14 protein-coding genes are annotated in these 13170 nt (G+C 55.4%); 13 read left to right on the top strand and 1 reads right to left on the bottom strand.

The features are described from left to right. Positions 1 to 15 precede the first annotated feature (15 nt). Together tsaB and rimI are read left to right on the top strand one after the other, a co-directional pair. Positions 16 to 789, top strand: coding sequence for a tRNA (adenosine(37)-N6)-threonylcarbamoyltransferase complex dimerization subunit type 1 TsaB (tsaB, locus tag TH4_RS05735; RefSeq protein WP_245227751.1), 774 nt, complete (start codon positions 16 to 18; stop codon positions 787 to 789). Beyond that, complete coding sequence (gene rimI, locus TH4_RS05740) at positions 786 to 1304, top strand: ribosomal protein S18-alanine N-acetyltransferase (RefSeq protein ID WP_064780269.1); 519 nt, start codon at positions 786 to 788, stop codon at positions 1302 to 1304. Before tsaB ends, rimI begins: the two co-directional genes overlap by 4 nt. Positions 1305 to 1470: 166 nt before the next feature. Here rimI and TH4_RS05745 read toward each other — a convergent pair whose 3' ends face one another. Then, positions 1471 to 1719, bottom strand: coding sequence for a sulfurtransferase TusA family protein (locus TH4_RS05745; RefSeq protein ID WP_063086111.1), 249 nt, complete (start codon positions 1717 to 1719; stop codon positions 1471 to 1473). Positions 1720 to 1972: 253 nt separating this feature from the next. Here TH4_RS05745 and TH4_RS05750 point away from each other — a divergent pair, with 253 nt between their 5' ends. The 11 genes from TH4_RS05750 (at position 1973) to trmB (ending at position 13040) form a co-directional block, all read left to right on the top strand. After that, a complete protein-coding gene (locus TH4_RS05750; RefSeq protein ID WP_063086109.1) occupies positions 1973 to 2395 on the top strand; it encodes a Fur family transcriptional regulator in 423 nt (140 codons plus the stop codon). Between the two features lie 162 nt (positions 2396 to 2557). Further along, complete coding sequence (gene olsB, locus TH4_RS05755) at positions 2558 to 3352, top strand: l-ornithine N(alpha)-acyltransferase (protein WP_040822534.1); 795 nt, start codon at positions 2558 to 2560, stop codon at positions 3350 to 3352. Beyond that, positions 3349 to 4254: a lysophospholipid acyltransferase family protein gene (locus TH4_RS05760; RefSeq protein ID WP_064780270.1), complete on the top strand. Its 906-nt coding sequence runs from the start codon at positions 3349 to 3351 to the stop codon at positions 4252 to 4254. The genes olsB and TH4_RS05760 overlap by 4 nt, the downstream gene beginning before the upstream one ends. A gap of 169 nt (positions 4255 to 4423) precedes the next feature. Further along, positions 4424 to 5815, top strand: coding sequence for a tRNA (N6-isopentenyl adenosine(37)-C2)-methylthiotransferase MiaB (miaB, locus tag TH4_RS05765; RefSeq protein WP_083996987.1), 1392 nt, complete (start codon positions 4424 to 4426; stop codon positions 5813 to 5815). Then, positions 5812 to 6915, top strand: coding sequence for a PhoH family protein (locus TH4_RS05770; protein WP_083996988.1), 1104 nt, complete (start codon positions 5812 to 5814; stop codon positions 6913 to 6915). The genes miaB and TH4_RS05770 overlap by 4 nt, the downstream gene beginning before the upstream one ends. Next, entirely contained in the window at positions 6899 to 7489 is a 591-nt protein-coding gene (gene ybeY, locus TH4_RS05775; RefSeq protein WP_064780271.1) for an rRNA maturation RNase YbeY, read from the top strand. Before TH4_RS05770 ends, ybeY begins: the two co-directional genes overlap by 17 nt. 87 nt (positions 7490 to 7576) lie before the next feature. Beyond that, on the top strand, positions 7577 to 8518 hold the full coding sequence (locus TH4_RS05780) for a hemolysin family protein (RefSeq protein WP_063086104.1): 942 nt from the start codon (positions 7577 to 7579) through the stop codon (positions 8516 to 8518). After that, positions 8511 to 10088: an apolipoprotein N-acyltransferase gene (lnt, locus tag TH4_RS05785; protein ID WP_064780272.1), complete on the top strand. Its 1578-nt coding sequence runs from the start codon at positions 8511 to 8513 to the stop codon at positions 10086 to 10088. The genes TH4_RS05780 and lnt overlap by 8 nt, the downstream gene beginning before the upstream one ends. Positions 10089 to 10199: 111 nt before the next feature. Next, on the top strand, positions 10200 to 10670 hold the full coding sequence (locus tag TH4_RS05790; protein ID WP_008888859.1) for a helix-turn-helix domain-containing protein: 471 nt from the start codon (positions 10200 to 10202) through the stop codon (positions 10668 to 10670). A gap of 306 nt (positions 10671 to 10976) precedes the next feature. Next, the gene (gene metK / locus TH4_RS05795; protein ID WP_064780273.1) at positions 10977 to 12149 is read left to right on the top strand and encodes a methionine adenosyltransferase; all 1173 of its coding nucleotides are present in this window, start codon (positions 10977 to 10979) and stop codon (positions 12147 to 12149) included. A gap of 144 nt (positions 12150 to 12293) precedes the next feature. Then, positions 12294 to 13040: a tRNA (guanine(46)-N(7))-methyltransferase TrmB gene (trmB, locus tag TH4_RS05800; RefSeq protein WP_064780274.1), complete on the top strand. Its 747-nt coding sequence runs from the start codon at positions 12294 to 12296 to the stop codon at positions 13038 to 13040. Positions 13041 to 13170: the final 130 nt, after the last annotated feature.

Here is a 13170-nt window from a genome sequence, read left to right on the forward strand (position 1 = left end):
GATTACATAAAGAAGATGCTGACTGGACAGTCGCGCATATCAGATCGCGCCGACCATAGCGCATCAGACGCCGCAAAGACAAAGGCGGAAAAGTCAGGTCCGACACTTTTGGCGATTGATACGGCATCAACGTCTCTGTCGACGGCCGTCTTGATAAATGGCGAGGTCAAAGGCGAACTTTATGAAGATATGGAACGCGGTCAGGCCGAGCACCTGATGGGTTTCATTGCCAAGACGCTTGAGATCGCGAAAGTCGAACTTGCCGATCTTGACGGGATTGCGGTGACGGTTGGTCCGGGGGCGTTTACCGGCATGCGGATCGGCCTTTCGACGGCGCGTGCGCTTGGTCTGGCGCGCAAGATCCCGGTGGTCGGCGTCAGTTCGCTTGAAGCCGTCGCCTATGGCGTGACGGAGCGCGATCATCAGGGCCGCAATATCCTGGTCGCGCTTGATAGCAAACGAAACGAGATCTTTGCCCAGGCTTTTGATGGCAAAAAACGCCCGCTTAGCAATGCTGAATGTGTCGCCCCGCGTCAGGCCCTGATGATGGCGCCACCCGGTGATACCTTGCTTGCCGGGGATGCCACCCCGCGCCTTCTGACGGCCGCCGCCCATGCGCCGGACGCCTTTTATGATTGCACCGCACCGGGCCTTCCGCGGGCGGGAAATGTGGCAAGGATCGCGGCCGCGCGTTGGGAAACCGGTGAAAACCTGGCGCCGGTGCCGCTTTACCTGCGCGCCCCCGATGCAAGACGCATCGAAGATCAGGGACCGCAGAAAAAGAAATGAGCCCGGCCAAATCCAACGATGGCAGTTCTGGTTATGACGCCTCGCAGATTGTGCTGGTGCCTTTGACGACGGCCTTTGCGACGGTGGCAAGCGCGCTACATGCCGAGGGGTTTGATGATGCCTGGGACGAGGATGCGATTATCCGGTTGCTTGATGTGCCCGGTGCGTTTGGCATTTTGGCTTATCGACCCGGCGATCAGGCCAAAAATGCAAAAGATCAGCCACTTGGCTTTGTTCTGATGCAGACTGTTCTCGATGAGGCGGAAATCAATACCATCACGGTTGCCCCGGATGCCCGGCGCATGGGGGTTGGACGGGCATTGCTTGATGCGGTCAAGGATCGCCTCTTGGCGGCGGGTGTTACCCGTATCTTGCTGGAAGTCGCAGTCGATAATGATGGCGCGATTGCGCTTTATCGTCAGAACGGCTTTGCCGAAATTGGGCGTCGCAAAGGCTACTATGCCCGGCCCAATGGCCGAAAAGTTGATGCCTTGGTCCTCGAACGACTGATCTAGATAATTTTTTCGATGTCGGTGACCTTTTCGATCCATGGCAGGAATTTTTGTTTGCCAATAGGGTGTTAGGCAATCTGGAACAATTTTAATCGATTATACCCACATAATGAGTGTGGTTTTGAGCGCCAACCTGTTGTAGTGTAAGCCTGCATCGGAACTGGCGGTTTTATGATCCCTTGCGGATTATGAGTCGGTAGGTTCCCGGTGTATCAGTGATTTCGGCCAGTTCGACGACTTCGTCGCCCATCTCGGTTACCGAGCGCGGAACGTTTTTTAACGGTTCACCAGCGCCGAGGGTAACCTCCAGAACCTGACCCGGTGTCATGGTTTCGAGTTTGAGGCGGGTGCGCACAAATGTCATCGGGCAGACGTCGTTTGTGATGTCTATTTTATGGTCGGGGGTTGCGGTGGCCATGTTGGTCTCCTGCCTTGATGCGTAACTTTGAAGTAGCGCCCTTCATCGCAGGTAGCAAGTGGCCAGAAGAATGCCGATATGATTGTGATTGCAGGGTGTTAGTACCGGCGATCTACAGGAAGCGGAATTTATCGCGAATTCAACCTTGCGATATGTGGCGGATTTTTCAATATTGAGCCACAAGAGATCGACGCCAGAGACACGTCTCGGCTGGGGACAGGTGGAACCGGAAACGGAAACGAGAAACAAGACAATGCTTGCAGAATCAACTATCGAGCAGAAATGCATCGACGCGGGCCTGAAAATGACGGGCCAACGCCGGGTGATTGCCCGTGTGCTCTCTGAGTCCGAAGACCACCCGGACGTTGAACTGGTCTATCGTCGGGCGACCGACATTGATCCGAAGATTTCGATTGCGACCGTATATCGTACCGTGCGCCTGTTCGAAGAGGCGGACATCCTTGAGAAACACGATTTCGGCGATGGCCGTGCGCGTTACGAGGAACTGACCGAAGAACATCACGATCACCTGATCGACATGCGCTCGGGCGAGGTGATTGAGTTTTCGAACGAAAAAATCGAAAACCTTCAGGAAGAGATTGCGAAGGAACTGGGCTTCCGTCTGGTGGGGCATCGTCTTGAGCTTTACGGTGTTCCTTTGAAAGACGGCAAGTAATTCCAGCGTTCAATCGCGCACTGAACTTACAGTTTTCAAGGCCACTTGCTGAAACAGGCAAGTGGCCTTCATAATTTTGTTACCTGTTCTTCACAAAGCCTTCACTCGCTCTTCACGCCGTTCTTGCGCAAAATCCGTGCAGTTGAACGAAAGGGTGTTGTCATGCGTGACGAAAAACAGCTTCAGAGGCTTGAGGTTCGCCTTGCCGAGAATGAAAACGAAATTCTCGCCAGCCAGAAGCTTCGCTACAAAGTGTTCTATGAAGAACGCGGCGCCAAACCGACCGAGGAAATGGCAGCCGAAAAGCGCGACTTCGATCACTATGATCCGCTCTGCGATCATCTGCTTGTTCTTGATCACAATCGCGGTGCCGGTGCAGATGCGGTTGTTGGCACCTATCGCCTGCTGCGCCAGTCAGTAGCCAACGAGCATGGCGGCTTTTACAGTGCTGATGAATACCATATCGAAAGCATGCTTAATGCGGTGAAAGATACCGGCGAGATCATGGAACTGGGTCGTTCCTGTGTCGAAGCCGAATACCGCACCATGCCGACCTTGCAGCTTTTGTGGCAGGGGATCGCGGCCTACGTTTTCAAATACGACATCAAACTGATGTTTGGCTGCGCATCCTTCCACGGCACCGATCCGGATGCCTTCAAGGATGTCCTGACTTATCTGCATCACAATCACCTTGCCCCCGAAGACATGCGTCCGCGTGCGATTGCCGATCGTTACGAGCCGATGATGCGTGCCGAGATCGATGGCATTGATCAGCGCCAAGCACTTCGTGATTTGCCGCCGCTGATCAAGGGCTATCTGCGTCTGGGTGGTTTTGTCGGTGACGGGGCAGTGGTCGACCATCAGTTCAACACCACCGACATTTGCATCGTGTTGCCGACCGAAAAGGTAACCGATCGCTATTACAAGCATTACGAACGCACCGCGAGGGTATCGTGAACTGCTATGTGTGCGCTGCCATCCGCCTGATGGCCTATGTGCTTCTGACACTGGTATTGTTGCCGGTGCAGATGGTGGCAATTGCCGCACGATTGAGGCTGGCTGAAGAATTGCCGCGGTTCTATCACGCCCTTTGCCTGCGCATCCTGCATATCGAAGTTCGGGTTTCGGGCGTTGATATGATGGATGGGCCGGGTGTGATTGTGGCCAATCATGCATCCTATCTTGATATCCCGGTGCTGGGCGCCTTGACCCGTGGCAGCTTTATCGCCAAGACCGAAGTCGCCGACTGGCCGGTGTTTGGTTTGCTTGCCAAACTTTCACGCACCACCTTTATCGAACGCCGTGCGGCCCGATCCCGCGAACAGAACGATCAACTAAGCCAGCGTTTGCGCGATGGTGACAAGCTGATCCTGTTCCCGGAAGGGACAAGCAACGACGGTAACCGTGTGTTGCCATTCAAGTCGACCCTGTTTGCCGCAGCAGAGCGGGTGATGCCGGATGGGTCGCCGGTCAAATTCCAGCCGATTTCGATTGCCGCCACCCGTCTTGATGGTGCACCGATTGGTCGCGACTTGCGGGCATTTTATTCCTGGTACGGGGATATGGACTTGGCCCCGCATTTGTGGCAGTTTCTCGCGCTCGGCAAGGTGACGGTTGAGATTGTTGTCCATCCGCCTGTGACGCTGGCAGATGCAGCCGGATCACGCAAGGAACTTGCCCGGATGTGTGAAGCCCGTGTTGCCCAGGGACATCAGGCAGCGTTGCGTGGCCTGCATCAGGGTGTGCCGGTTCAGTTGATTGACAGCGATCTGTCGGGCGAGCTGATCGGTTTTTCGCCGCTTGCGATCATTTCGGAAGATTTTCGACTGTTTGGTCCGGATCGACAGTTCGGCTCCTGACCGTTTTGCCGTATAATGCCCCGGTTGATGTGAAATTCGGTTTCACCTGACCGGGATTTCAGATAACGAGATGTCCGAGGAGTTCCGATCACCGATTGTTCGGAACTCAGGCGCGGTGTGAGTGATCACACCGCTTTTCGGCGTTTTGAGAGAGCGAAACGGATCTGGCGTGACTGAACCGAAGAAACTTTTTGTAAAAACATATGGCTGTCAGATGAATGTCTATGACAGCCAGCGCATGCAGGATGTTCTGGCGCCGCTGGGTTACCAGCCTGTCGACAGTGCCGAGGGGGCCGATATGGTCATCCTCAATACCTGCCATATCCGCGAAAAGGCCGCCGAAAAGGTGTTTTCCGATTTGGGCCGCGTGCGCAAGCACAAGGAAGCCAAAGAAGCCAATGGCGGCGACAAGATGATTGTCGCCGTTGCCGGATGCGTCGCGCAGGCCGAAGGGGCCGAATTGATGAAGCGCGAACCGATGGTCGATATGGTGTTTGGTCCGCAGACCTATCATCGCCTGCCGGAAATGGTTGCGCGCGCCAATCGCGCAGTTGGCCGCAATCGCATCGTCGATACTGATTTCCCGGCCGAAGAAAAGTTTGATCATCTGCCAGAACAGGTTTCAAAACAGGGCTATTCAGCATTTCTGGCCATTCAGGAAGGCTGTGACAAGTTCTGCACGTTCTGTGTTGTGCCTTATACCCGCGGGGCGGAATATTCGCGCCCCGGTGCCGATGTCATCCGCGAAGCCAAGCAACTTGTCGCCCATGGCACGCGCGAACTGACCCTTTTGGGGCAGAATGTGAATGCCTATCACGGCGAGGCACCGAATGGCGGCGAATGGACGCTTGGCCGGTTACTGCGTGAACTGGCCGAAATCGACGGGCTTGATCGTATCCGTTACACCACGTCGCATCCACGTGATGTGGACGAGGATCTGATTTCGGCGCATCGCGATCTTAAAAAGCTGATGCCGTTCCTGCATTTGCCGGTTCAGGCCGGTGGCGACCGCGTTTTGCAGGCGATGAACCGCAAACATACGAATGCGGACTATCGTGATATCGCAGCACGGCTTAAGGATGCCTGTCCTGATCTTGCGCTGTCTTCGGACTTTATCGTCGGCTTCCCCGGTGAATCCGACAAGGATTTCGAAGACACGATGGAAATCGTGCGCGACATCACCTTCATCCAGGCGTTTAGTTTCAAATACAGCCCGCGCCCGGGAACCCCGGCATCGGCGATGGAGCTGCAGGTGCCTGAAAAAGTCAAAACCGAACGGATCATGCGCCTGCAGGCACTTCTGGCGGAGCAGCAGTTGGTGTTCAACCAGAAAAGTATCGGCAAGGAGATGGATGTCCTTCTGGAACGCCGGGGCAAGTATGAAGGCCAATTGGTGGGCAAAAGCCCCTATATGCAGCCGGTTCATGTCAGCGGTTTGCCTGAATCAGCCCTTGGACAGATCGTTCGCTTGAAAATCACCGAAGCGCTGCCTAATTCCCTTGGCGGCGAACTGGTCGACGCCACCCGAAACGACCAGAAATCTGAAAGGAACGTTGCGTGAGCGGCACCCCCACGAAAAGCAAGACCAACACCAAAACCAAACACGCCCCCAAGGATTCCGATCAGATCGAGTTTCAGGACAACGCGCTTGCCCAGGTTTTGTACGGCCCGCAGGCCGAAAACCTGACGCGTTTGTCTGAACGGACCGGTGTTCAGGTTTCAAGCCGCGGGCTTGTGGTGATGCTGGCCGGTGATCCGGCCAAGGTTGCACAGGCCAAAAAGGTTCTTGCGCAACTTTATGCGCGCCTGCGTGATAAGGAAATCGATCATATCGATGTCGAAACGGTAGAAGGTGCGGTGCGTCTTTCCGAACCGGACGACACCGATCCCTGGAGCGGCCAGACCAAGGACATGTTTGGTGGATCGCGTCTTACGATCCAGACCAAAAAACGCCGGATTTCGCCGCGCTCCAAACGCCAGAAGGACTATGTCGAGGCGATCCTTGATAACGAGCTGATCTTTGGCATCGGCCCGGCCGGTACTGGTAAGACCTATCTTGCGGTCGCGATGGCGGTGCAGGCGTTTATTCTGGGTCAGGTGGATCGTATCATCCTGTCGCGCCCCGCAGTCGAAGCCGGCGAACGCCTTGGCTTCTTGCCGGGTGATCTGAAAGACAAGGTCGATCCGTATCTGCGCCCGCTTTATGACGCGCTGCATGACACGCTTCCGGGGGATGTCGTGATCAAACGCATGGAAAGTGGCGAGATCGAAGTCGCCCCGCTGGCCTTCATGCGTGGTCGTACGCTTTCGCACGCCTTTGTCATTCTGGACGAGGCGCAAAACACCACCCCGATGCAGATGAAAATGTTCCTGACCCGTCTGGGCGAAGGATCGCGCATGGTGGTGACCGGCGACATGACCCAGATCGATTTGCCCGATGGCACGAAATCCGGTTTGCGCGATGCACTTGAAACCATTGGCGATGTCAAAGGCGTTGCCACGATCAAGTTCGATCAGCGCGATGTTGTGCGCCATCACCTTGTGACCAAGATTGTCCAGGCCTATGACGCGGCGGATGCCCTGCGTGATCGCCTGAAAAAGGGCTATCGCGGTGACAAGGACAGCGCAGCCAAGGATACGGGTGATGACGGCACCGCTTGAACTGGACCTTGAGGTCGAAGCGGGCGACTGGCATCAGGACGAGATCGCGGCCATCGAAGCCGCCGTGATCGCGGCCCTTGATGGTGCGCTTAGCGATGGTGCCCTTTGGGATGACAACGCGGTGCCGACCGACGGGACCGAAGATGAAGGCGATGGTGCATCGCTTTTGTCGGTTGCCCCTGTGATCGAGATCGGGGTGCGTTTGTCAGATGATGCATCGGTTCAGATCCTCAACCGTGATTATCGCGACAAGGACAAACCAACCAATGTGTTGTCCTTTGCCGCTCTTGAAAGTGCCGAGGATGCCGATGCATTTATGATGGCGCCAGATATGCCCTTGATGCTGGGTGATATCGTGATTGCGCGCGAAACATGTGACCGCGAGGCCATCGAACAGCAAAAGCCATTGAAAAATCATCTTGTTCATCTTGCCGTTCATGGCACGCTACATCTTGTCGGCTACGATCATATGGTTGATGATGAAGCTGAAGAGATGGAAGAACTTGAACGTCAAATTCTTGCCGGACTTGGGATTGATGATCCCTACGAACCGATCGAAGATGAACCGGTTTAGTAGGCCTGCACACGGTTTGTTTGAATTATAGGATGTCGAAACCGACCCATGAACGACTCTAGTCAACGCGACGACGACCACGAGAGTATGCGCCCTCGCACAGGCGAGGATACAATTCAGGACGCTGAAAACGGCTCCTTATGGGATAACGTGGCCTCGGCCCTGGGGTTCAAGCGTGGCAAATCCCGCAACGGCGAAGCTTCGCTGAGCGATACGCTTGAAGAACTCGCCGAGCGGACCGAACAGGATGAAGAGCCGGTCTCGCTTCACGAACGTTCCCTGTTTGAAAACATCATTGCACTTCGCGACATGACGGCAGAAGACGTCATGATCCCGCGCGCCGATATTGTGGCGGTTGCCAAGACCATCGCACTTGAAGAACTGGTCGAGGTGATGGTCAAGAAGGCCCATTCACGGCTTCCGGTGTATGGCGATACCCTTGATGACATTGCCGGCATGGTGCACATCAAGGACGTGCTTGGCTGTGTTGCTGCTGGTCGGGAATTCAGTCTGCAGTCACTGCTGCGTCGGGTTTTGTTCGTATCCCCTGCCATTCGCGTTCTTGATCTTCTGTCGGAAATGCGGCTGTCGCGTACGCACATGGCGCTTGTCGTTGATGAATTTGGCGGGATTGATGGTCTGATTACCATCGAGGATCTGGTGGAAGAAATCGTCGGCGAGATTGATGACGAGCACGATATCGACCAGACTCCCAAACTGATCCGCCTCTCGGATGGTTGTTACATCGCTGATGCCCGGTTCGAGGTCGAAGACCTTGAAGAAAAGCTGTCCTTCGGATTGCTTGACGAGGATGAAGACGAAGACATCGACACGCTTGGCGGGCTTGTCTTCTCGTTGGCCGGGCGCGTTCCGGCGCGCGGGGAATTGATTGAACATCCAAGCGGTATTCAGTTCGAAGTCCTTGATGCCGATCCAAGGCGCATCCGTCGCCTGCGTATTCATATGATACGCCGGGAGGATGAGGATCCCGCCGCTGCCATCGAAAAGCAGGAAAAAGCGGATGATTGAGGCCATGGCGCGCCGACTTGCCGGTCTTTCAGGCTGGCGCAGGCGTTTTGTGTGGTTGTTGTCCGGTGCGGTGGCGGTTTTGGCGCTGCCGCCTTTCTTTATCATTCCTGTTTTGCCGATCTGCTTTGCGGTTTTGCTCTGGAGCCTTGAGGGGGTCCGTTGCAACAAGGGGGCGCTTTCTGCTGGCTGGTGGTTTGGCACCGGCCATTTTGCCGCAGGCTTTTACTGGGTCAGTCATGCCTTTCTGGTACAGCCCGAAATCTATGGCTGGATGATTCCGTTTGCCCTTTTGGGGCTTGGCGGCGGATTGGCGATCTTTCCGATGCTGGCCGTTTGGGCGAGCTGGCGTTTGGGCAATGGCCTGATTAGGCGCGCAGTTTTGCTGGCCGTTTTCTGGGTGGTGGTGGAATATCTGCGTGGTCATATCCTGACCGGTTTTCCATGGAACCTTTTGGGCCATGTTTGGGCCATTGATGCGGCACCCATGCAATTTGCCTCGGTTGTCGGGGTTTATGGCCTTTCCTTTGTCACGGCCCTTTTTGCAACCTTGCCTGCGGCCTTTGTCGCCGGAAAATCCGGCAAGATAGCAGCCCTTAGCGGGGTCATGATTGCGGTGACCCTATGGGGTGGCGGTGCGGTGCGCCTGATGATGGTCGGGCCCGCAGAGGCAGAGGTTGCCCTTTCAGAGCTGCCTGCCGACGTGCCGATTGTGCAAATTGTTCAGCCCAATATCCCACAGCGGGAAAAATGGCTGCCCGAACTGCAAAGCCAGCATTTCTCACTGCTGCTTGATATGTCGCGCCGACCGGAAACCCTGCGTCCGGATCAAAAACGCATCGTGATCTGGCCGGAAACGGCCGCGACCTTTTTTGTTGAGACCCAGACAGAGGCCCGCATGCAAATGGCCGGTGTGTTGGGGCGTGATGACATCCTGATTACCGGGGCACCAAGGACCTATCCGCGTGACACGGCTGAATACAAGGTCTGGAATGCCATTCAGGTGATTGATGCCACTGGTCATATTGTCGCCAGCTTTGACAAGTTTCATCTGGTGCCGTTTGGTGAATATGTACCGTTCCGATCCATCCTGCCATTCCCGAAACTGACAGCAGGGCGAACAGATTTCTCTGCCGGACCGGGGCCGCAGACCTTGTCTGTCGACGGGATGCCGAGTTTCTCTCCGCTGATTTGCTATGAGGTTATTTTCCCGGGAGCAGTGATTGACGACGGTAACCAGCCCGACTGGCTCTTAAATGTCACCAATGACGGGTGGTTTGGGCGCAGCGCAGGCCCATATCAACATATGGCCGCAGCCCGTTTTCGCACCATCGAGGAGGGTCGCCCCCTCGTAAGGGCAGCCTATACCGGGGTATCGGTTGTCTTTGATGCCTACGGGCGCAAGCTTACAGAGTTGGGTTTAGGAGAGAGGGGAAGCTTGGTGCACCCCCTTTCGAGTAACAAAAACCATACAACAGTATATTATTTGTGGCGTGACTTGCTATTTTACGGTATTGTTACCTTCTTTGCCGTTCTCGCTATGGGATATAAACGCAACGCAAAATCCCTCTAGGCGGCTGAAAATTTTGCCAAACCGTCCAGAAATTGTCCCTCAAAACAAGGACGGATAGGCCGGAGTGAGAGAAGGAACTGCCATAAAATGTCGCCTAAGGATGAAACTAAGATGGTAAAGAACACACGCGGTCGGGGCCGTGGCCGGACCGCAAGTGGTGCTCCAAATCCTGTCGATATTCACGTTGGTGCGCGTGTTCGCTTGCGCAGGACTCTTCTTGGCATGAGCCAGGAGAAGCTTGGTGAAGCGATCGGCCTGACATTCCAGCAAGTACAGAAGTATGAGCGTGGTGCCAACCGCGTTGGTGCATCGCGTCTGTACGATCTGTCGCGGGTTCTTGAAGTGCCTGTATCATTCTTCTTTGACGACATGCCCGACGAGATTTCGTCGAAATCGGTGCATGAACGTCGGGAAATGTCGGAAAGTCCGGACCCGTTTGACAACGATCCGATGAACCGTCGCGAGACGCTTGAACTGGTGCGTGCCTACTACCGGATTACCGATCCGAACCAGCGCAAGAAAATCTTTGAACTCGTCAAATCGATGGGTGCATTGCAGGGCACTGATTCCGATCAGAAATAGTCGGTTCGACCGATGGTTTTGGGCAAAAGACGTATTTCACAGACCGTGAATTACGTCTTTGTCTTTTGAGCACGGCAGCCCCGGATGCACTGCCATCGGGATTGCGGTTTTGCGTCAATGATGCTTGACCTTCAAATAGGGATCGGGCACAACCGACGAAACAGTTCGACCCGGACTGACCATTGTGGACGGATTTGGACCGCTTGCCACCACACAAAAAAAGGCTAAGTGGGCGCTATCGATACGGCCTCGTATCGGGAGCCCTCCGGTCCAGTTTTGGAAACCCATTACCGGAGAAGGTCTTATATGTCTCTTTCCGATTATCTATTTACCAGTGAGTCCGTCTCGGAAGGTCATCCGGACAAAGTCTGTGACCGCATTTCCGATTCCATCGTTGATGCTTTTCTTGCCGCGGATGAAGATTCGCGTGTTGCCGTCGAAACCCTTGCCACCACCAACCGTGTGGTTCTGGCAGGCGAAGTTCGCGGTCCTGAAAGCGTGACCAAAGAGGTCATGATCGAAAAGGCCCGTCAGGCAATCCGTGAAATCGGTTACGAGCAGGATGGCTTCCATTGGAAGACGGCCGAGATCGAATGCCATGTGCATGAACAGTCTTCTGATATCGCGCAGGGCGTTGACTCCGCTGGTGAAAAAGACCTTGGCGCTGGTGACCAGGGCATCATGTTTGGTTACGCTTGTAACGAAACCGATGAACTGATGCCGGCCCCGATCCAGTTTTCGCATCGTATCCTGCGCGCCATGGCCGCTGACCGCCACTCCGGTAAGGTGCCGCAGTTCGGTCCGGATGCCAAAAGCCAGGTAACCCTGCGCTATGCTGCGGGCAAGCCGGTTGCGGCAACATCGGTTGTTGTATCAACCCAGCATGCCGACGGCCTTTCGCAGCGCGATGTTCATGAGCTGGTTCTGCCGTATATCGAAGCAGCCCTTCCGCAAGGTTGGATGCCGCCGGCTGATGAAATCTACATCAACCCGACAGGCCGTTTCGTGATTGGTGGTCCTGATGGTGATGCCGGCCTTACCGGTCGTAAGATCATCGTCGATACCTATGGTGGTGCGGCCCCGCATGGCGGCGGCGCGTTTTCGGGTAAGGATCCGACCAAGGTTGACCGTTCGGCTGCCTATGCTGCGCGTTATCTTGCGAAAAACGTCGTTGCGGCTGGTCTGGCCGAGAAATGCACCATTCAGCTCGCCTATGCAATTGGCGTTTCCAAGCCGCTGGCGCTGTACGTTAACAACCATGACACCGGCAATGTTGACGAATTGAAGCTTGGTGATGTTCTGCGTCAGCTTATGGATCTCAGCCCGCGTGGCATTCGCGAGCATCTGTCGCTGTGCCGTCCGATCTACACGCCGTCTTCTGCTTATGGTCACTTTGGCCGTCAGCCGACCGAAGATGGTGGCTTCTCCTGGGAGCGCACCGATCTGGTCAGCGACCTGAAATCGGCATTTGGTGCCTGATTGACAGAAAGCGCGTTAAAAAGTGCGATTTGCCAAAATCGCATGACGTGATAAGAGGCGGGCGGCCCGGATATTTCGGGCCGTCCGTTTTGATTTTCAGTCCGCCTGATCCACAAATTCCGACCCTGATCGACAGAAACGACCATGCGCAACAAAGACCGTCCGCTTCCGACCCCTGATCGCCCGAATTTCTATGGCCGTCGCGGCAGCCGGCCTCTTAAGGATTCTCGCAAGGCTCTTGTGGATGCCATGCTGCCAAAGATCGGGATTACCTATCCCGACGCAGCCGGGGTCGATCCCAACAGCTATTTCGATGGCACGCCCGAACAGCTGTGGCTTGAAATCGGCTTTGGCGGCGGGGAGCATCTGGCCGGTCAGGCCGAGGCCAATCCGACGGTGGGGATTATTGGTGCTGAGCCGTTTATGGACGGGGTGGGCAGCCTTCTGCGCCATCTTGATGAGCGTAATCTGGCCAATGTGCGCGTGGTGGCCGATGATTCGCGCCCGCTGCTTTATAAGCTGATTGATGCCTGCTTTGATCGGGCCTTTTTGCTGTTTCCCGATCCCTGGCCAAAGAAGCGCCATGCCGAGCGCCGCTTTATCGGACCCAAGAATCTGGCGCTGCTTGCCCGTCTTCTGAAAGACGGCGCGGAGTTCCGGGTCGCCAGTGACGATATGCAGTATATTTCCTGGACGTTGCAGCACATGCATAACCATCCGGATTTCGAATGGCTGGCCGAAGGCCCGGATGATTGGCGCACGCCGCCAAGCGATTGGGTCAAAACCCGCTATGAGCAAAAGGCGCTGCGTCAGGGCAAGAAGTGCAACTATCTCCGGTTCCGCCGCAAGCCACGTCAGTCCCGATCATTGCTTCCGTTGGATTCTGTCTGACGGGAGTCGGCAGGTTCAGGGCAGCGCTGCGATTCCGGCATGACGGGGTGATCACGGCGTCCTGACTTTACTGTTTCATGAAGATAGGCAAAGCATGTTCGTCCCGACGGTTTGGATGTGGATGAGGTAT

The sequence above is a fragment of the Thalassospira tepidiphila MCCC 1A03514 genome (genome assembly GCF_001662875.1).
GTDB classification, from domain to species: domain Bacteria; phylum Pseudomonadota; class Alphaproteobacteria; order Rhodospirillales; family Thalassospiraceae; genus Thalassospira; species Thalassospira tepidiphila.